20 protein-coding genes are annotated in these 18,492 nt (G+C 56.4%); 4 read left to right on the top strand and 16 right to left on the bottom strand.

The features are described 5' to 3' along the window. Positions 1 to 71: 71 nt before the first annotated feature. From SDD30_RS04655 to selA, 7 genes are all read right to left on the bottom strand, one after another. Complete coding sequence (locus SDD30_RS04655; RefSeq protein WP_434073775.1) at positions 72 to 779, bottom strand: ABC transporter ATP-binding protein; 708 nt, start codon at positions 777 to 779, stop codon at positions 72 to 74. Next, on the bottom strand, positions 763 to 1,548 hold the full coding sequence (locus SDD30_RS04650) for an ABC transporter ATP-binding protein (RefSeq protein ID WP_434073774.1): 786 nt from the start codon (positions 1,546 to 1,548) through the stop codon (positions 763 to 765). Before SDD30_RS04650 ends, SDD30_RS04655 begins: the two co-directional genes overlap by 17 nt. After that, positions 1,529 to 2,485 carry a branched-chain amino acid ABC transporter permease gene (locus SDD30_RS04645; RefSeq protein WP_434073868.1) on the bottom strand — a complete coding sequence of 319 codons (957 nt, stop codon included), beginning with the start codon at positions 2,483 to 2,485 and terminating at the stop codon, positions 1,529 to 1,531. The genes SDD30_RS04650 and SDD30_RS04645 overlap by 20 nt, the downstream gene beginning before the upstream one ends. Before the next feature lie 6 nt (positions 2,486 to 2,491). Further along, on the bottom strand, positions 2,492 to 3,385 hold the full coding sequence (locus SDD30_RS04640) for a branched-chain amino acid ABC transporter permease (RefSeq protein WP_434073773.1): 894 nt from the start codon (positions 3,383 to 3,385) through the stop codon (positions 2,492 to 2,494). Between the two features lie 165 nt (positions 3,386 to 3,550). After that, entirely contained in the window at positions 3,551 to 4,759 is a 1,209-nt protein-coding gene (locus tag SDD30_RS04635) for an ABC transporter substrate-binding protein (protein ID WP_434073772.1), read from the bottom strand. A gap of 190 nt (positions 4,760 to 4,949) precedes the next feature. Next, on the bottom strand, positions 4,950 to 6,857 hold the full coding sequence (gene selB / locus SDD30_RS04630; protein WP_434073771.1) for a selenocysteine-specific translation elongation factor: 1,908 nt from the start codon (positions 6,855 to 6,857) through the stop codon (positions 4,950 to 4,952). 36 nt (positions 6,858 to 6,893) lie between these two features. Then, entirely contained in the window at positions 6,894 to 8,291 is a 1,398-nt protein-coding gene (selA, locus tag SDD30_RS04625) for an L-seryl-tRNA(Sec) selenium transferase (protein ID WP_434073770.1), read from the bottom strand. 165 nt (positions 8,292 to 8,456) lie between these two features. On the opposite strand from selA, the gene SDD30_RS04620 reads away from it, so the two are divergent. Then, positions 8,457 to 8,873: an Hsp20/alpha crystallin family protein gene (locus SDD30_RS04620; RefSeq protein WP_434073769.1), complete on the top strand. Its 417-nt coding sequence runs from the start codon at positions 8,457 to 8,459 to the stop codon at positions 8,871 to 8,873. On the opposite strand, the gene SDD30_RS04615 is transcribed toward SDD30_RS04620, so the two are convergent. Then, on the bottom strand, positions 8,867 to 9,928 hold the full coding sequence (locus SDD30_RS04615) for a GerMN domain-containing protein (RefSeq protein ID WP_434073768.1): 1,062 nt from the start codon (positions 9,926 to 9,928) through the stop codon (positions 8,867 to 8,869). The two genes, SDD30_RS04620 and SDD30_RS04615, sit on opposite strands and share 7 nt — an antisense overlap. 78 nt (positions 9,929 to 10,006) lie before the next feature. Further along, positions 10,007 to 11,035 (bottom strand): YkvI family membrane protein, encoded by a 1,029-nt coding sequence (locus tag SDD30_RS04610; protein WP_434073767.1) that lies wholly within the window; start codon positions 11,033 to 11,035, stop codon positions 10,007 to 10,009. A 117-nt stretch (positions 11,036 to 11,152) separates the two neighbouring features. Here SDD30_RS04610 and yyaC point away from each other — a divergent pair, with 117 nt between their 5' ends. After that, positions 11,153 to 11,788 (top strand): spore protease YyaC, encoded by a 636-nt coding sequence (gene yyaC, locus SDD30_RS04605; protein WP_434073766.1) that lies wholly within the window; start codon positions 11,153 to 11,155, stop codon positions 11,786 to 11,788. Between the two features lie 12 nt (positions 11,789 to 11,800). On the opposite strand, the gene SDD30_RS04600 is transcribed toward yyaC, so the two are convergent. From SDD30_RS04600 to SDD30_RS04585, 4 genes are all read right to left on the bottom strand, one after another. Continuing rightward, positions 11,801 to 12,433, bottom strand: a complete 633-nt coding sequence (locus SDD30_RS04600; RefSeq protein ID WP_434073765.1) for a phosphoribosyltransferase — start codon at positions 12,431 to 12,433, stop codon at positions 11,801 to 11,803. Positions 12,434 to 12,541: 108 nt separating this feature from the next. Then, positions 12,542 to 12,940 (bottom strand): bactofilin family protein, encoded by a 399-nt coding sequence (locus SDD30_RS04595; protein WP_434073764.1) that lies wholly within the window; start codon positions 12,938 to 12,940, stop codon positions 12,542 to 12,544. After that, positions 12,921 to 13,850, bottom strand: a complete 930-nt coding sequence (locus SDD30_RS04590; RefSeq protein WP_434073763.1) for a peptidoglycan DD-metalloendopeptidase family protein — start codon at positions 13,848 to 13,850, stop codon at positions 12,921 to 12,923. Before SDD30_RS04590 ends, SDD30_RS04595 begins: the two co-directional genes overlap by 20 nt. Positions 13,851 to 13,876: 26 nt before the next feature. Continuing rightward, on the bottom strand, positions 13,877 to 14,395 hold the full coding sequence (locus SDD30_RS04585) for a DUF4446 family protein (protein ID WP_434073762.1): 519 nt from the start codon (positions 14,393 to 14,395) through the stop codon (positions 13,877 to 13,879). Positions 14,396 to 14,682: 287 nt separating this feature from the next. Here SDD30_RS04585 and larE point away from each other — a divergent pair, with 287 nt between their 5' ends. Both larE and larC read left to right on the top strand, forming a co-directional pair. After that, positions 14,683 to 15,534 (top strand): ATP-dependent sacrificial sulfur transferase LarE, encoded by an 852-nt coding sequence (gene larE, locus SDD30_RS04580; RefSeq protein ID WP_434073761.1) that lies wholly within the window; start codon positions 14,683 to 14,685, stop codon positions 15,532 to 15,534. Between the two features lie 63 nt (positions 15,535 to 15,597). Beyond that, a complete protein-coding gene (gene larC / locus SDD30_RS04575) occupies positions 15,598 to 16,791 on the top strand; it encodes a nickel pincer cofactor biosynthesis protein LarC (RefSeq protein WP_434073760.1) in 1,194 nt (397 codons plus the stop codon). 190 nt (positions 16,792 to 16,981) lie between these two features. On the opposite strand, the gene SDD30_RS04570 is transcribed toward larC, so the two are convergent. From SDD30_RS04570 to SDD30_RS04560, 3 genes are read right to left on the bottom strand one after another with little or no spacing between them, the layout of a single operon-like run. Continuing rightward, the gene (locus SDD30_RS04570) at positions 16,982 to 17,662 is read right to left on the bottom strand and encodes a DUF554 domain-containing protein (RefSeq protein WP_434073759.1); all 681 of its coding nucleotides are present in this window, start codon (positions 17,660 to 17,662) and stop codon (positions 16,982 to 16,984) included. A 35-nt stretch (positions 17,663 to 17,697) separates the two neighbouring features. Continuing rightward, positions 17,698 to 17,886, bottom strand: a complete 189-nt coding sequence (locus tag SDD30_RS04565; RefSeq protein WP_434073758.1) for a hypothetical protein — start codon at positions 17,884 to 17,886, stop codon at positions 17,698 to 17,700. A gap of 30 nt (positions 17,887 to 17,916) precedes the next feature. Beyond that, positions 17,917 to 18,471 carry a pyruvate kinase alpha/beta domain-containing protein gene (locus SDD30_RS04560; protein ID WP_434073867.1) on the bottom strand — a complete coding sequence of 185 codons (555 nt, stop codon included), beginning with the start codon at positions 18,469 to 18,471 and terminating at the stop codon, positions 17,917 to 17,919. Positions 18,472 to 18,492: the final 21 nt, after the last annotated feature.

The raw sequence follows: 18,492 nt of genomic DNA, 5'->3' as shown, positions 1-18,492 counted from the left end.
TGTGCCAGAAGTGGCGCCATTGATGGTCATCATGGCCCTTAGCTGGCCGGATTGGTAGGCGGTCCCTTTTCCTACCCGCCCAGATAGGCCCGGCGCACCGCCTCGTTGGCAGCCAGTTCTTTGGCCTTACCCTGCAGGGTAATCCGACCGGTTTCCAGGACGTAACCCCGGTGGGCGACGCTGAGGGCCATGTTGGCGTTCTGTTCTACCAGCAAAATGGTGGTTCCCTGCTGGTTAATCGCCCGGATGATATTAAAGATCTCCTGCACCAGCAGTGGGGCCAGGCCCATGGAGGGTTCATCCAGGAGCATGAGGCGGGGCCGGGACATGAGGGCGCGGCCGATGGCCAGCATCTGCTGCTCGCCGCCGCTTAAAGTGCCGGCCAGTTGCTTCCGGCGCTCTTGCAGGCGGGGAAAATGCTGGAAAACCTCGGCCATGCTTTTACTGATACCTTCCCGGTCCCGGCGCAGGTAAGCGCCCAGTTCCAGGTTTTCCTGCACTGTCAGGTTGGGAAAGACCCGCCGGCCCTCGGGTACCTGGGAGATGCCCATCTGGACAATGGCCGGCGCCGGTAAGCCCTTGAGATCCCGCCCCTGGTAGATAATGCTGCCATTACGCGGGCGTAAAAGCCCGCAGATGGTATTCAAGGTAGTACTTTTACCGGCGCCGTTGGCGCCAATCAGGGAAACAATTTCGCCTTCCTCAACCTCCAGGGAAATCCCCTTCAGGGCATGGATGGCTCCATAGTAGACATCTATATTCTCAACCTTGAGGAGCATCGCCATTCACCTCCCGGCCGAGATAAGCCTCAATTACCCGTTCATCGGTACGGATATCCTCCGGGGATCCCTCGGCGATAACCTGGCCGTAATCCAGGACGTAAATGCGTTCACAAATACCCATGACCAGGGACATGTCGTGTTCGATCAAAAGGATGGTCAGCCCAAACTCGCGGCGGATCCAGCCGATCAGATTCATCAGTTCCCTGGTTTCCTGGGGGTTCATCCCGGCGGCCGGCTCATCCAGCAAAAGGAGCCTGGGCCCGGCGGCCAGGGCCCGGGCAATCTCCAACCGGCGCTGCTCCCCGTAGGGGAGGTTGCGGGCCTTTTCAGCCCGGTAGGCGACCAGGTTGAATACCCGCAGCAGTTCCTCGCTTTCCTTGAGGATCTCCTCCTCGCCCCGGTGAAAAGAGGGCAGGCGCAGGATGGCACTGGTGACCCCGTAATGGTTACGACAGTGATAGGCTATCCGCACGTTATCCAGGACACTCAGGTTACTGAAGAGACGAATATTCTGGAACGTCCTGGCAATACCTTTCCGGGTAATCTGGTAAGGCTTTAACCCCACCAAACTCTGGCCGGTAAAAATAATATCCACTCTGGTAGGGCGATAAACGCCGGTAAGGAGATTAAAGATGGTCGTCTTCCCGGCGCCGTTGGGGCCAATGAGACCGACCAGCTCCCCCGCATCCAGGGCGAGATCCACGTTGGCTACCGCCGTCAGACCCCCGAAGGAAATGGTCAAATCCTTAGTTTCGAGCAGGGCCACTGGCCGCACCCCTTTTCTTCAGCCACCGGTCTAGGCTAAACTCCCAGTTACCCATTAACCCCTGGGGACGGAAGATCATTACCACCACCAGGAGGACAGCGTAAATGACCATCCGCAAAACCGCCAGTTGCTGCAGGGCGGCATTAATGAGGGTAATGCCCGCCGCAGCAATGATGGAACCGGTTATGCTGCCCAAACCGCCGAAAACCACCATGACCAGAATGTCAAAGGAACGGAAAAAGGTAAAGGTAACTGGTTGAATCAGGAAAAAATAATGGGCATAAAGCGCGCCGGCAACGCCGGCAAAAAAAGCCCCCAGGGCAAAGGCCAGGACCTTGTAGTAAGTGGTATTGATCCCCATGGTTTCCGCGGCGATTTCATTTTCCCTGATGGCCACGCAGGCTCGTCCGTGGCTAGAATTAATTAAGTTAACCGTTACCAGCACGGTGAAAACGATCATGATATAAAGCCAGGTCCAGTTAGTCAGGCGGGGAATACCGATCATCCCGGCCGCGCCGCCGATATAATTAATGTTATTGGCGGCACCACGGATAATCTCGCCAAAACCCAGGGTGGCGATGGCCAGGTAATCCCCCTTCAGGCGCAGAGTAGGTAAACCAATAATAAACCCGGCCATAGCTGCAGCTAAGGCCCCGGCTACCAGGGCCAGCAGGAAGGGCTGATGCAATTTCATAGTTAAAATGGCTGCTACATAGGCCCCTACAGCCATAAAACCAGCATGGCCCAGGGCCAGCTGGCCGGTAAAACCAACAATGAGGTTTAAACTGACGGCCAGGATAATATTGATCCCCAGCATCATCAAATTGATTTCCTGGAACTTGCTAATCAGCCCCCCTGCTTGCATTCCTAGAACCAGGAAATAGAAAAAGATTACACCGGCCATGGTGATTAGGTTTTTTTTACTGAACCGCACCATAGTCACCTACACCTTCTCCGCGTTGTTCTTGCCCAGCAGGCCGGAGGGCTTGACCAGCAGGATTAAAATCAATAAGAGAAAAACAATAGGGTCGCGCAGATTGCTGCTCCAATAACCGCTCACCAGGGCCTCAAAGATGCCCAGGGCAAAACCACCCACCATAGCGCCGGGGATCAGGCCGATACCACCGATGACGGCCGCCACAAAGGCCTTTAAACCGGGCATGATACCCATCAGCGGCTGGATGGTGTTGTAATAAAGCCCCAGCATGATTCCGGCCACGGCGGCGAAGGCCGAACCCAGGGCAAAGGTAAAGGAAATGGTACTGTCGACGTTAATCCCCATGAGCCTGGCGGCATCGGCGTCGTAGGATACGGCCCGCATGGCCTTACCCCTCCGGGTGTAGCGAACAATATACTGCAGGATAAGCATCATCAGGATAGTGATTGCCAGAATTAGAACCTGCAGGGTGGTGGCCGTGAGCTGCATACCGAAGAGCGTCAGGGGTAACTGCCTGTTGGTAATCAGCCCTCCCGGGTAGGACCTGATATCTGTGCCCAGGACCATCAAGCCCCCGTTTTCCAGGAAAAGGGACACGCCAATGGCCGTAATCAGTGGGGCCAGGCGAGTAGCATTACGCAAGGGCTTATAGGCAACCCGCTCGACGATAACGCCCAAAAGGGCGGAAGCAGCCATGGAAATGATAAAAGCCCACCAGATGTTGAGCTTTCCATAAACGACGACAAAAAAGCCAATATATGCCCCCACCATCATAATATCACCGTGGGCGAAATTAATAAGCTGAATAATACCGTAAACCATGGTATAGCCCAGGGCGATGAGGGCATAGATACTGCCCAGAGATAAACCATTAATTATCTGCTGCAGAAATACGGCCATGGTACCAACTCCTATCCTACCCCGAAAATAACCCCGTTGATCATTTTCATCCTTCTGCTGGTGCCGCATCGGCGGCATGAGCGCTATCCTAAAATAAAAAATAAACTCCAATGAGGGGGCTGGGCCCCCCCATTGGTAATGCTCCCGACCGGACTGCTGCCGGGTTTAATACGTGATCTTCTTCTTCAGGGTCTGATTGCCGTCGACCATGGCAATAATGGAGACATCTTTAATCGGGGTATGGGTCTCATCAATGGTCATTTTACTAGTAATACCATCGAAATCCTTGGTGGCGGCCAGAGCTTTACGAATAGCCTCCGGGTCAGCGCTACCGGCCCTGTTAATGGCATCGGCCAGCATATAGGCGGCATCATATCCCAGAGCGGCAAAGGCATCCGGCTCTTTATTATACTTGGCCTTAAAGGCCTTGATAAAGGCCTGTAGCCGCGGGTTGGCGTCGCTAGCGGCATAGTGGTTGGTGAAGTAGGTGTTATTCAGGTTGGCCGCCCCGCCGGCATACTCGGCCAGTTTGGGCGAATCCCAGCCGTCGGCACCCAGCATGGGTACCTTAATTCCCAGTTCCCGGGCCTGGTTGACAATCTTACCGACATCACCGTAATAGGCCGGGACGTAGATCAGGTCGGCACCGGCGTTCTTCACCCGGGTCAGGGCCGGGCGGAAATCCTGGTCACCGGAATTAAAGCTCTCCTCGGCCACTATCTGGCCGCCGTCTTTGGGGAATTCCTCTTTGAAAACCTGGTACAAGCCCTTGCTGTACTCGTCCGAATTGCTATAAAGGATGGCCGCCTTTTTGGCTCCCAGATCCTTGGCCGCAAACTGGGCGCCCACAATGGCCTGGGTGGGGTCAATAAAGCAAACGCGGAAGACGTAATCCCGCACCTTTTTCGTCTGGGGGTCTACCGTCACGTCTGGGTTCGTGGCTGAAGGGCTAATGATGGGGACCTTATATTCAGTGGCCATGGTGGAGGCTGCCATGGTGGCCCCGGAAGTAGCCGGGCCCAGGAGGGCGACGACTTTATTCTCGGTAATCAATTTGGCGGCCGCGCTCATGGCCTCTTCCCTTTTACCGCCGTTATCCAGGACGATGGGGTTGAGCTTTTTGCCCCCCAGGACGCCGCCTTTCTGGTTGATCTCCTCAAAGGCCAGGAGGATCGCGTCCTTGGAGTTGGTACCATAAGTAGCTACATCGCCGGAGAGTTCATAGTTAACACCAATGTTGATGGTGTCACCACTGCTGCTACTGGCTGCTCCCTGTTGCCCGGTCCCTGATTTGTTCTGGCCGCAGCCGGCAATCAGGGCCACCGTCAAGATCAGGGCCAGCGTTAAGAAGGCGATCTTTTTGATACTCCCCACTCTCACAAACCCCCTCGATTTTTGCCTCCTCGGGCATATTTAAAATCATTATAAACCTGTCCCCTAATAACGTCAATTGCCAATAGAACCCTTATCCAATCCTGGCACAGGCGCGAGACCGGCTAAATAAACATTCTTGGCTCTCCGGGTCACCGGCAGTGGCAACGCCCGCGGCGCCTTCCATGCGGGTTCAGCCGATAACCACCCGCCTGTCCCCTATACGCCGGGTAAACCTTACCTGATCCAGGTACTCCAGCAGGGGCAGGACGTATTTACGAGAACTACCCAGGGCGTCCCTGGCCTCGGCCAGGCCAAAGGGACCATTGGTCCCCAGCTTTTTCATAGCCTCCCGGGCTGTTTCCAGTGCCTCCCGGTACCAGTAAAACTCCTCATTGATTTTTACCAGGACCCCCTGGCGGACCAGGTAATGGAGTAGCTCCTCCAATTCAGCCGGCGGAAGCTGATAGGCCTCCAGAAGCTCTTTGCACGTTGGTGGCTGCCAGCCAGAGGTGCGGTATTTCTCTTCCAGGCTGCGGGCCAATTGTTGCTGTTCAGCGCTGATGCGGGGGGTAAAGCCCGCCAGGGATACCGTATTGGCTGCTAATTGTATCCGGCCCTCCCGCTCCCAATTCTCCAGCAAAGCCTGGAAGACCCGCGCTGGCAAAGCAGAAAAATGCCGGGAGCGAAGTTCCTCCCTGGTTAATCCTGAGCGCAGAGGATAACGGCGGTGAAAATCTTCCAGGGTCCGGGCCACGTTCTGCCACCATTCCTGGTAGCGCCCGGCATCGACGACATAGAAGTCGTTATCCCCGGCCAGCAGGACAACCTGCCCTGCTGTGGCCATATCCTGCAGCAGGGATCTAGTTTCCTCCAGGGATAGGGAGGCCCTGGCAGCTGCCTCGCGCCATTCCAGGCCATCCCGGTGCTCCAGCACCACCTGGGCTAGGATCTTCTCCGGAGAACCCTCCAGGCGCCGCTGCAGGGAAGCCAGAACCCCCGCCTGGAAACGCCGGTGCCGGGGTGGTAAAGGATCGAGGATTAGGCCGCCGCCAATGGTGTCCATGGGGGAATAACTCCGCAGGATGAAACGGTCTTCCCGATTGGCCACTACTGGCTCCTCCATCAGCAGCTGCACCAGGGCCTCCTGGCCACCGGTTAATTCGTCGCGATCCAGGAGAACTACCCGGCCCAGGGCCTCGCTGGTACCCAGGTAAAAGTGGACCCGGCTGCGATTGGCCAGGGGGCGGGCTTCTGCCAGGAGCTTAAAACCGGCATCAAGGCGCAAGGTAGGCTTAAGAAAGTTGGGTGTTAGCAGGGAACTCCCCCGGTGGATGGCCTCCGTTTCGATGCCTGCCAGGTTCACGGCTACCCGCTGGCCGGCCCGGGCCTCCTTGACCGTCAGGCCATGGACCTGGAGGTTGCGGGCCCTGGTCTTAAGGCCTTCCGGCTGGATCTCCAGTTCATCGCCGACACTGATGCTCCCTGACCAGAGGGTACCGGTCACAACAGTTCCAAAGCCAGTGACGCTAAAGACCCGATCAATGGGCAACCGGACCTGGCCGGCTGCCGGCCGGGGTGGGGTAACTGCCGCCAGGGCGTCCAGCTGTTGCCGCAACTCCGCGATTCCTTCTCCGGTAAAGGCCGAGACGGTGACCAGGGGTGCATCCGCCAGTACTGTTCCCTTGACTGCCTGGCGGACCTCATCCCGGACCAGTTCCAGCCATTCGGCTTCGACCAGGTCGATCTTAGTAATAACAATTATCCCCTTTTTGACCCGCAGGAGATCGATAATGGCCAGGTGTTCCCGGGTCTGAGGCATGACACCTTCGTCAGCAGCCACTACCAGCATGACCAGATCCATGCCGCCGACACCGGCCAGCATCTGGCGGATAAAGCGTTCGTGGCCGGGTACATCGACCAGGCCCAGCTGGCGACCGCTGGGAAGGGTCAAGGGCGCAAAACCGAGTTCGATGGATATGCCCCGTTCTTTTTCTTCCTTCAGCCGGTCAGTGTCCACTCCAGTTAGCGCTTTGACCAGCACAGTTTTACCGTGGTCAACATGGCCGGCAGTGCCGACAATAATGTAATCCACTGGCATACCTTCTTCCTGTATCGTGGTGGGGCGTTAGCTCCCCTAAGGGGCTCCCTCCAGGGCCTGGACCAGGGCCCGGGCCAGTTCCTCCCCCTCACCCGGCAGCAGAGTCCGGACATCTAAAATCATGATGTCTTCCTGCACCCGACCTAAGACCGGGGGCTCCGTCCGGCGGAGGGCCAGGGCCAACTCTCTTATTCCCAGCTGCGCCGGTTGGATAGTTACTCCCCAGGAGGGCAATTCGGTCAGGGGCAGGGCACCGCCGCCAGCCTCAGAGGTAGTAGCCACCAGGCCTACCCTGGCCCTGGTCCCCAGTACCCCGGCCAGCAGCTGCTGCAGCTGTTCAGCCCGGCGGCGTAGTTCTGGCGCTGTAAGGGTCAGGGCCGCCAGGGTGGGGATCTCCTGTAAGGCCCGGTCAGGATTCCTGTAAGCGTGGAGGGTAGCTTCCAGGGCTGCCAGGGTCATCTTATCAACCCGCAAGGCCCTGGTCAGGGGATGCCGGGCCATGGCCGCCACCAGATCATGGCGTCCGACGATTATACCGGCCTGGGGCCCGCCCAATAACTTATCACCGCTAAAGGTAACCACATCAACACCCTGCTTTACCTCCGCCTGAACGGTTGGTTCACCGGTAATACCATGGGATTCCAAGTTGTAAAGAAAGCCACTACCCAGGTCCTCCATTACCGGTAACCCCACTCGACGGCCTAGAGCTACCAGTTCGGCAGTGGTGACCTCCCGGGTGAACCCCTGGATCCGGTAATTGCTGGGATGGACCTTGAGGAACAGGGCCGTTTCCGGGCCCAGGGCCTTTTCATAATCCTGGAGGTAGGTTTTGTTGGTAGTTCCTACCTCAACTAGTTTTGTGCCGCTTTGACCCATAACATCTGGTATCCGAAAGGAGCCGCCGATCTCTACCAACTGGCCACGGGAAATAATGGTCTCCCGCCCCTCGGCCAGGGTCGACAGGGCCAGCAGGACGGCAGCGGCATTATTGTTGACCACCAGGGCATCTTCGGCCCCGGTAAGTTCCCGTAACAACCCCGTTACGTGGCTGTAACGGTTACCGCGCTGGCCGTTCTCCAGGTCGAATTCCAAATTGGTATAACGGCTGGCGGCCTGCAGGGCCGCTTCTCTGGCAGCCGGACTCAAAACGGCCCGTCCCAGGTTGGTATGAAGGACAACGCCGGTGGCGTTGATTACCGGCCTAAGGCTGCTGCGGCCGGCAGCGTCATACCTGGCCGCGATCTCCCGGGCGAGTTCCGCCGCCGCCGGCAGGATAGTAATCCCGTTTTTGATCCTCTGGCGCCAGTCATCCACGACCTGCCGGGTAATGGTCAGCACCAGCTGGTGGTCCTCCCGGCTTAAATCCTTCAGACGCGGCTGTTGCAGCAGCTGGTCTACGGCCGGCAATTGCCGCAGTAAGTCCTTTTGTTCCATAACACTCCTCCGCAATAAGATATATCAATATTATAACCCGCTGGCATAAAAGTTGGAACCGGGCTCCCAGCCCGGTTCCAACTTTAGCCGCACCAGTTGTATAAACCCCTGGCTCTTGAGCTAAAATAAGAGATAGACATCCCATTACTTCCGGAGGTGGTTCACATGAGTATTGGCCCCTGGCGCCCCTGGCGCGAATTGGCCACTACACCCAATGAAATGCTACGTAGTCTTATCTCTGGCTTCGGGGAAATGAGCCCCCGTATTGATGTCTATCAAACAGACCATGAGGTAGTCGCTACCGCCGAATTGCCCGGTCTGGTCAACAAAGATGACGTGGAGATAACGGCTACGGAGGATACCCTGACGGTACGGGGAGAGATGCGCCGGAGTGAGGAAGGGGAGGAGCGCAATTACTTCCACTCCGAACGCTTTTATGGTAATTTCTCCCGGACGGTGAGCCTGCCGGTCCAGGTGCAGCCGGAAAAAGCCACGGCCACCTATAAAAACGGTATCCTGGAGGTTCGCATCCCCAGGGCTGAAAACCAGAAACAACGGCGCATACCCATTGATCTTCACTGATGGTTCAGGGGATTGAGGGCCTCCGGCCTGCTCAAGGGTTTATTGATCGGGGTGCCTTCGGGTAGATACTCCCGCTTTTGCCCTTCAATGAGTATCTGAACTCGATCCAGGCCAGCAAACTGGGTGAGGGTAAAGAGCAGGGATTTTATAAAAGCCGTTTCCACGGCGCTACCACCGCCATACCCGATTACCTGTCTGCTGAAATCAACTGTAGCTAGGTTGCCTTCAACCTTCAAATCCAGGAGCCTGGTTCCGGGCCAAATAGTCCGGGTAAGGCCGCTGTCCGCCGGGGGCCCTGCCAGCAGGGCCAGGACCGCCGCCCGGGGCAGGTTATTCTCACTGGCACCCGGCGGTAGGGGCACTGTCACCGGAACCAGGTACTGGGCCTCGGCATCGCCGAAAAACACCTGGACCCCCTTTTGCCCCTCATCCTTCAGAAGACTGTTGACATTCCCCGGGCGCGGCAGGGGAGCATCGAGTTTCACCCCGGCTACTTCAGATACTTTACTGCCTTCCACCAAAATCTGAACCTCTTTTACTCCGGTAAGGTTCGTCATCGTCAGTACCAGGGCCTTAACTGCCAGGTCTACCTGTCTGGCGTCCTTAATCTGCAGGAATTCCCGCGTTAAATTAACGTATACCGTTTGCTGATCATTAAGAAGATAGATATCCCGGAGCTTAACGCCCTCGGGGAATACCGGTTTCAAGCTGTCGCCCTGGGGCCCGGCCAGAAGTTTCTCCATGGCCACCTTTGCTACTTCCCTGGTGGGGTTAAAGCTAACCGTCACCGGCACCAGGTAACGGCCGTCTCTGGTTAGAAAATACACAAGGACCCGATCTAGTTCCCGGTCGTACAACAGGGGCCTGGTTTCCCTTGGTTTCTCACCTGGACCCGGTACATTGTCGCCTGCATTGCTGCCTAGTGAACTTCCGGCTGGCGTTGGTGCTTTGCGCCCGCAGCCGCTGACCACCAGGATCATGAACAACAGAACAAGGCATAAGAAAACTATCCGGGGCCGCCCCCTGCGCCAATAATCCGGGGGGGCTGCTACCATATCCTTCACTCCTTTCCATCAGACTTGAGGACTTAAAAGACTTTTTCTACAATGGAGGCTAAAAATCCTGCCTGGTTTCTAAATCTTAAACATCCTGGCCAATCTACGCCCCAGAGCGAGGAGGATCAGGAGCAGGCCCAGATAACCAAAGAAAGGGTAAATCAAACCAATCAGACGGGCAAAGCCGCCACCTGCCAGGGGTACAGCCAGGACCAGTATTACTACAGCTACCAAGTGGGGGGGAAAACGGGAATCCCGGCCCAGCCTTTTCGCCAGGCCGAAAAGATTGCTAGCTGCAGTGGTAATCATAGCCAGCAACAGAGCCAGGGCATACCAGCCCTGTAATTCGGGGTGATAGCGGCTGACCAGGCTTAAAAGGGGTAATTCAGTTAGCAAATCCTCCCAGGGCAGCTGGCCCAGGGCCTGCACCAGCAAGTAAATAACAAAGCCCAAAAAGAGCCCTCCCAGGGCCGCGCCTAAGGAACCCCGCTGGTAACCGGGCAGGGAAACCAATAAGACTGTAACACCGACCATATTGTAGGTTACGTAGAGGCAGGCATTGAGGATCCAGCTATTGCTGACCAAAAAACCTGCCGGGACCGGTCGTAAGGGACCCCCGGCCAGGGACCGGCCCAGCAAGGCGATTAAAACTAAAATCCCTGTCATTAGCGGTACCAGCAAGCCATTTAGGAACAGGACACCCCGGCCCCGGCCCAGGCTTCCCGTAAAGGCCAGGCCGGCGCAGGCTAGAATGCCGACTTGTTTGGGCCAGCCGAAGTATTGCCGGGCTACGGCGCCGGCACCGGCGAACATAATGGCCAGCCCCCCAAACAGGAAAGCGGTAATGGCTATATCCGCCGGCCAGTACCAGCGACCCAGTAACCGGAAGAGGAAATCGTTGTAAGAGGTGCTTTCCCATTGCCGGGCTAGGAAACGCACTAGGAAGGAGGCGCCCATTAACAAGCCGGTCATCAACACTACGGCCCTGGGCGCCCCGGTACCCAGGCTAAGAAAAAACTGCACCAATTCTTGCCCCGAAGCAAAACCGGCGCCGATCATGGTCCCCATGAGGGCTCCGGCAACCGCCAGCTCGCGTAAAAACGCCACAGGCCGCCCCCCTTACCTGTACATCATATGAAGGGGTGCCAGCCCTTTAGTATAAAAAAAAACAATCCGGCATATACTCTAGCCACAAGGATTTCCAGGAGGTTAAGGATAGTAACTATGCCCTTTATTAGCCGCACTTCTAACCGCGATACTTATAATGGAGTGCATCTGCCCCCAAAACTGAAATATAATTATCAGGATCCCCTGGCAGCTGAAAAACTTGGTGAAGCCCTGGCTGAACACCTCCAGTGGCTCAACCCCGACGGTCACCGCCCAGTAGTAGTGGTTAGTATAGGTACCGATCGCTCCACCGGGGACTGCCTGGGCCCTCTGGTCGGCAATAACCTCTTGCAACGGCCTGATTTGCCTTTGGCCGTCTTTGGGACTCTGGAGGAGCCTGTTCACGCCAGCAACCTGGCGGAGAAAATAAACCAAATTAAAGCCCTTTATCATGACCCCTTAATCATCGCCGTTGATGCCTGCCTGGGACAATCGGAGAACGTCGGGGCCATCACCCTGGCCCCGGGGGCCTTAAAACCTGGCGCCGGGGTTAATAAAAACCTGCCGGCGGTAGGGGATATCCATTTCACCGGCATTGTCAATGTTGGGGGTTATATGGAGTATTTTGTCCTGCAAAATACGCGCCTGAGTATTGTCATGAACATGGCGCGGCAAATTGCCGCCGCCATTTATCGGGGTATAAGCCTGGTCTACGAATACCGCCACCAAGCCGTTGCCCAGGGCTTACAGTAAAGCTTTTAGGTGTTAATTTAAGCCCAGGCAGGCCCGCACCTCGGTATCGGCCACCTGGCGAAAGTCCTCATAAAACTGGCCTACAGCGTAGAAGGGTTCGGGGCTGGCCAGGCAGACCAGGTCATCAACTAGGGGAGCCAGGATTTCCAGGCTCTCCGGCGGCGCTACGGGTACAGCCAGGACCAGGTGTCCTGGTTTTTTATTGCGCAGGGAAGTTAAGGCTGCCGCTATGGTTAACCCGGTGGCAATACCATCGTCGACAACTATAACTACCCGGTCCTTAATGTCCGGGTGGGGCCGGGAACCCCGGTACAGGGCCTGGCGCCTTTTAATCTCGGCCAGTTCGGCTGCGATGGCTCCTTTTAAGTCGGCCGACGTCACATTATAGGCCTGTAGGACCCGGTAGTTATAAATAACGGTACCATCGGGAGCAACTGCGGCAGCAGCTAATTCCGGATTAGCCGGTAAGCCCACCTTGCGGGGGATTAGTAAATCTAGTTCGCCGTCCAGGTCCCGGGCCACCGGTAGAGCTACGATTACACCTCCCCGGGGAATGGCCAGTACTACTGGATTCTGCCCCCGGTAGCCCTTTAAGGCAGCAGCCAGCTGCCGGCCTGCATCCTGCCGATCTTTAAAAAGCATCATAGCCTCCCTTCGCCTTCCGCCTTTACTCGTCGGACCTTCTAGCAGCAAGTAGTATATCCAGAGGATTATGAAGTTATGTGTGAATCTCCCGGCTACCCTGGTTATCGCCTAATAATCCCTTTCCTCGCTCCTACCATCATCGGGCTGCGACCTATCCTCGGGCAGGGGCATCTGGCAATGGCCCCGGAGCAAGCCGCCGGGTTCGACTATTAACCTGCCGGTCTGGACATCGCCATCGATCCTGCCTGTAGGGGCGATCTCTAGCTGGCCGCCGGCCACTACATCGCCCTTAATCCCCCCTACCACCAGGAGATTACGGGCCCGGACGCTGGCAATCACCTGGCCGTTTTCCCCAACCACCAGATCGCCTTCGGTAACTACCTCACCCTCCAAGGCACCATCAATGCGGATGGCCCCGCCAGAGACAAGCTTACCGGTTACCCTGGCACCTTTACCGATAACCGTATCTACCATCGTTGGCTCAGCATTATTCTTTTTTCCCAGCACCGGTTACTTCATCCCCTTCCTCCAGGTAATTTAGCGGGTCGACCAGTTCCCCGTTTAGTTTAATCTGAAAATGAACGTGGGGGCCGGTGCTGCGACCGCTGCTGCCCACCCGGGCGATGGCCTGGCCCCGCACCACCTGATCCCCTTTTTTGACCAGGAGTTCGAAATTATGGCCGTACAAGCTCGTAAACCCATAACCGTGGTCGATGATTACAGCCTGGCCATAAACCGGCATCCAACCGGCAAAGGTCACTCGGCCGTTGCCGGCAGCTTGGACTTCGGCCCCATAGGTAGCTGCAATATCAATGCCGTCATGGAACTCTTCCCGCCAGCCAAATGGGGAATCCCGGCGGCCGAAGGGTGAAGTAACAGGCCCCTGCACCGGCCAATGGGAGGGCCGGGCGGCCTGGTAAGCAAGGTGCTGTTCCAGTTCCCTGGCCAAATTCTGCAAGCGTAGTTGCTGCTGGGGTGCATCCCTGTCCACCTCTGCCAGGGCTTCCTGAACCCTGACCAGGGTCTGGGATTGTTCCGTTGGCCTCAGTCGACCGCTGCGAGAAGCCCCGCTGGAAAGCTGACCACCGCCCTGGCCCAGTCCCGCCAGGGAGCGTACTTGCTGATCCAGGCGGTCCAGGGATTGCATCTTATCCTGCAGCAGCCGGGCCTGCTCCTCCAGTTGGCGGATCTGCCGGGCCTGGGCGGCGTTCAACTCGTCAATGTGATGCAACTCAGCCACCCTTTTTTGATAATGGTAAACCCCCAGCAAGGCGCCGCTCAGGGCCACTAGCAGGGCTACCAGCATAGCCGCCAGAGCAGGAAAAAACCACGGTGGTAGCAACCACCGGTGTACATCCCGGCGTCCTTCCGGGATCAGCATCAGGGTAAAAAAACGATCGCGCCGGTTCTTTGGCACCCCTGGTCCCCCTTACCGACTATTGACTAGCTGACGGCCTTTTCCGGCGCCAGGAGTCCCAGGGCCATGGCCAGGGCTTTTTCCTCTTCTTCACTCAACCGGTACCGGGAACGGCCTTCTTGCACCGGCTTGACAAAGACCCGGGTCTCATCCCGGGCATAGAGACTGGTAAGGATAAAACCGTTGCCCTCACGGTTAAGGAGGGCCAGGGCAAAACTGAGATCACTGCCTGTATCCGGAAAAGCATTAAAACGAATAAGCCCCATCCGGCTAAGGCAGCTTTCAAAACCCACCTGGAGATCAGCAACTTTTTGCTGTAACCCATCAAGGGTTTTTCGGACCTCTCCCAGATCGTGAAAACGCCCCAGCACCTCGGCCAGGTCCTGGCCTTCACCGGTTTCAGCCAGCCGGCGGATACGCCCGTTCAAGCGCCGTAATTCTGCCTGGCTGTGCCAGAGCCAGAGAAGTAACACCACCTGGAGGACCAGCAATCCTATCAGGATCGGCGCATAATAGGGCATGAGCAAGGAATTTAGTGATTGCAAGTTAAAAAGCCCCCCCGCCATAATACAGCAACAGATATATTTCCACACTAAACGCCATTTTCCTCTCGCCTTTGCACATTTTTCATCGAAAACCCTGGAACCCGGGGTAATTTTTCCTGATTTAAACTAACCCCTCCAAGAAGGATTTATAGCCTCTGGAAGAGAAAAGATCTAAATTTGCCAGATCCAGGCCTGACTGAAGCTGGGAGCCTGTACCCACCCGCCCCTATGAACCAACAGTTGCCTAATCCGGTAGAAACCTACTTTCGGCATAGGAGATGATCAATATGTTGTCTGACTTAGCCACCAAGCTGGCCACCCTGCAAGAAAAACTACAAGAATGGGAAAGCATCCTGATTGCCTATTCCGGCGGCGTAGATAGCAGCCTGCTCCTTAAAGTAGCCAGTATGACGCCGGTTAAGGTCCTGGCTGTAACCGCGGCCTCACCTACCTACCCCCAGGTAGAAATCGACGCTGCTACCAACCTGGCCAAGGAATTGGGGGTCCAGCATATGGTAATGAACTCCAAGGAGATGGACAATCCGGAATTCTGTGCCAACCCCCCGGAACGCTGCTATCACTGCAAAAAGGAGTTATTCGCCGACCTGCAAAAACTGGCCCGGGAGCATGGACTCAAGGTGATAGTTGACGGGGCCAATGTCGACGATTGCGATGACTTCCGCCCCGGCAGAAAAGCAGCTCAGGAGTATGGCGTTAAAAGCCCCCTCCAGGAAGCTGGCTTGACCAAAGCCGACATCCGCCAGCTGGCCCGGCATCTGGGATTACCTAACTGGGATAAGCCCTCGATGGCCTGCCTGTCTTCGCGCATACCTTACGGCCAGGCGATAACACCGGCGAAGCTCGCCCAGGTAAACGCCGCCGAAGCCTACCTGCGGCAACTCGGCCTGCAGGAGCTACGGGTGCGCCACCACGGCAGCATCGCTAGAATCGAAGTTAACGCGGCCGCCTTTGCCCTGCTCATTGATAACCAGGTACGCCAGGCCCTGGTCAACCATTTTCATGAAATCGGGTTCACCTATATAGCCCTGGATCTGGAAGGCTTCCGCAGCGGAAGTATGAACGCCGTCCTGCCGGTGGAAGAGCATGGAGCCTGTGTACCACCAGCCCTGCAGCAATAATGTAAATCACATCCATTTTTGTTTTGGTATTGGTAGAAATCTATTTTCGAAGGAGATAAGAGGATGCGCATCGCTTATTTTGATTGTTTCTCCGGTATCAGTGGTGATATGTGCCTGGGGGCCCTGTTGGCCAGCGGCCTGAGCCGGGACGAACTGGTAGTCGGCTTAAATGAACTAGGGCTGGCCGGCTGGGAATTAAGGACTCAAGAGGTAAAGCAGCATAGTATAGCCGCTGTGGATGTCGAAGTCCAGGTCAGCGGCCCTCAACCCCATCGCCACCTGGGCGACATCCTGGAACTCATTAATAACAGTTCCCTGCCGGCCCCGGTCCGGGAAAAGGCTACAGCAGTATTTACCAACCTGGCCCGGGCCGAGGCCCGGGTGCACGGTATCGCCGCCGGCGAAGTCCACTTTCACGAGGTGGGAGCCGTTGATGCCATCATCGACATCATCGGTACGATCCTGGGCCTCCACCTCCTGGGGATTGAAAAAATAATCTCCTCGCCCCTGCCCATGGGTTCCGGCTGGGTTGAGTGCCGGCATGGCAAATTACCAGTACCAGCACCGGCCACCATGTACCTCCTCCAGGGTTTCCCTATTTACGGTACCACTGATCAAGCCGAGCTGGTGACCCCCACCGGTGCGGCCCTGATCACCACCCTGGCTGCTAATTTCGGCCCTTTCCCGGCCATGAACCTGCAGCGCGTCGGTTTCGGCGCCGGGAAAACCAAACTAGAGCGTCCCAACCTCCTGCGCCTGGCCGTTGGCGAAGTTATCACCGGGCAGCTAGAGGGGGAGGAGAACAGCCTGGTCATCGAGACGACCATTGACGATATGAACCCGGAGTTTTTTCCCGCCCTTATCGAGGCTACTATGGCTGCCGGCGCTGTTGATGCCTACTGCACCCCAATACAAATGAAGAAGGGCCGCCCGGGTGTTCTCTTTACGGCCCTCTGTCCGGAAAATAAGCTGGCGAAGGTAGCGGCAACTATCTTCCGCGATTCCACTACCTTGGGGTTACGCTTCCGGCGCGACGGGCGCCTGGTCTGCCAGCGCCGCACCGGCGAAGTCATGACTCCCTTTGGCCCGGTAATTGTGAAATGGGGGCTCTACCATGACACTGAAGGTCAGGCCATAACCCAGGTGGCGCCGGAGTATGAATCCTGCCGCCAGGCAGCTCAAAACGCCGGTGCACCAGTCAAGGAGGTCTACGCTGCCGCCCTAGCAGCTGCCCGGGCACTACCGGGGATTGAATAACAACTATTTAAAGCCAATTAAAGCCAAAAACACCCCGCACCTGCAGTCCAGCTGCGGGGTGTTTTTCTGATCTCATCAAGAAGGATACGTCTCGCCACGAAGGTTCACATATCCCTGCTGGGGCAAGGAGAACCATCTTAGAGCAAGCAAGGGATCCGAGAAATCGTTGGCAAAATACCCTCATGGAACCCTATTGCCATCTTAGCGCTAATAGGGCCGCCAAAAATATGGCCGGTAAAAGGTTACCCACATGGATCTCCTTAATCTTCAGCACGCCCAGAGAGATGGCGATAATCAACAAGCCGCCGGTGGCCGTGATTTCTGTTACTACCGCCGGCGTCAGGTAGTTCTGCAACCAGGCAGCCAGGAGGGTAATGCTACCCTGGTAAAGTAACACCGGCAGGGCCGACAGGGCAACGCCCCACCCGAGGGTAGAAGCCATAGTAACAGCCAAAATACCATCTAATAGAGCTTTAGCATAAAGAGTACTATAATTTCCCCGCAAGCCGGCATCCAGGGAACCCATAATGGCCATAGCCCCGACGCAATAGAGAAGGCTGGCGCTGACGAAGGCCCGGGTAAGCCGGCCACTACCGCCCCGGGTAAGGAGGGCTTCCAGGCGCCGTCCAAATCCCGCCAGGCGGCCTTCAATATCCAGCAGTTCGCCGCAAATACCCCCGCCCATCAGGCTGACAATCACCAGCACGCTATTTTTACTCTGGGTCGCCATGGTTATGCCTACCAGCAAAATACCCAGGCCCGTGGCCTGGGTGACAGTTGTTACCAAACGCTGCTCCAAACGCCAGCCGATCATGCTCCCCAGCAGGGAACCGGCAATAATAGCCAGGACGTTAACAAATGTACCCCACAAACTATCCACCCCGATAAAAATCTACCATATTTTATTCACGGTCTATTCTTTAAGGCTCTGATAATTGCCATTGTGCAACCTATGGTAGTCCCTACCAGCAAAGCTAGGAGTATCGTAATAGTGGCGTAGTAGGCATCCCCTAAATAACCTGTACCGGCGATCTGATGGGCAAAAAAGAAGGAAGCCACCGCCACGAGAAGGCCGGTCAACATCGCCGTCGGCATAACCTTCACCATCTTCCTCATAAGTTAATATTAAAACTCCCTGGGCTTGCAAATTATTTCTTTAATCCTGGTGGCAAAAAAGTCCTGGGAGTGGGCCGGCCGTAAAACCAGAGCCGTATCAACTCCTTCATTGCTGCCGCCCAGGGCGATAATATCCACCCCGGCTGGTATCAACCCCGCATCCAGGGCCATGCCGGCTACCTCCACCGCCACCTTAGTCCCTTGACCAAATAGGCGCAGGGTATTGGCTATAATCTCGGCCGGGTAGACCCCCTGGAAGGTGAAGCGCAGGGCCCGGTCCAGGCCGGCAAACAGGTGCGTAGTAGTAAGAACTTTAATTCCGCCATCTTCCAGCCGCCGGCGCGTGGCCGGATCTATCTCGATTTCCCCGGGATTTTTAAAGCCGGCCTGGTGGGTAACGCAAATTATATTTAGTTCTTGATGGCCCAGGCATAGGCTGGCGCTATAACCTGTAGCCGAGGCTACCACTATGTCCCTAAGGCCGAGTTCGCGAGCCCGATCCAGGGCCAGTTTCACCGTACCTTCCGTGTTTTGCTTGCCCTTATCTAGCCAGTAAGTAGTCATCATATTCGCCTCCATAAAAGC

This window comes from Moorella naiadis (nom. illeg.) (genome assembly GCF_051020825.1).
Classification (GTDB): Bacteria; Bacillota; DSM-521; order Neomoorellales; family Neomoorellaceae; genus Neomoorella; species Neomoorella naiadis.
This window is presented reverse-complemented; position numbering and strand designations above follow the sequence as displayed.

Bases quoted from the DNA above. Each gene is read 5' to 3' on its own strand.
- SDD30_RS04655 (WP_434073775.1), bottom strand. From the start codon at position 779: ATGCTCCTCAAGGTTGAGAATATAGATGTCTACTATGGAGCCATCCAT.
- SDD30_RS04645 (WP_434073868.1), bottom strand. From the start codon at position 2,485: ATGGTGCGGTTCAGTAAAAAAAACCTAATCACCATGGCCGGTGTAATC.
- SDD30_RS04640 (WP_434073773.1), bottom strand. From the start codon at position 3,385: ATGGCCGTATTTCTGCAGCAGATAATTAATGGTTTATCTCTGGGCAGT.
- selB (WP_434073771.1), bottom strand. From the start codon at position 6,857: ATGCCAGTGGATTACATTATTGTCGGCACTGCCGGCCATGTTGACCAC.
- selA (WP_434073770.1), bottom strand. From the start codon at position 8,291: ATGGAACAAAAGGACTTACTGCGGCAATTGCCGGCCGTAGACCAGCTG.
- SDD30_RS04620 (WP_434073769.1), top strand. From the start codon at position 8,457: ATGAGTATTGGCCCCTGGCGCCCCTGGCGCGAATTGGCCACTACACCC.
- SDD30_RS04615 (WP_434073768.1), bottom strand. From the start codon at position 9,928: ATGGTAGCAGCCCCCCCGGATTATTGGCGCAGGGGGCGGCCCCGGATA.
- yyaC (WP_434073766.1), top strand. From the start codon at position 11,153: ATGCCCTTTATTAGCCGCACTTCTAACCGCGATACTTATAATGGAGTG.
- SDD30_RS04600 (WP_434073765.1), bottom strand. From the start codon at position 12,433: ATGATGCTTTTTAAAGATCGGCAGGATGCAGGCCGGCAGCTGGCTGCT.
- larE (WP_434073761.1), top strand. From the start codon at position 14,683: ATGTTGTCTGACTTAGCCACCAAGCTGGCCACCCTGCAAGAAAAACTA.
- larC (WP_434073760.1), top strand. From the start codon at position 15,598: ATGCGCATCGCTTATTTTGATTGTTTCTCCGGTATCAGTGGTGATATG.
- SDD30_RS04565 (WP_434073758.1), bottom strand. From the start codon at position 17,886: ATGCCGACGGCGATGTTGACCGGCCTTCTCGTGGCGGTGGCTTCCTTC.
- SDD30_RS04560 (WP_434073867.1), bottom strand. From the start codon at position 18,471: ATGACTACTTACTGGCTAGATAAGGGCAAGCAAAACACGGAAGGTACG.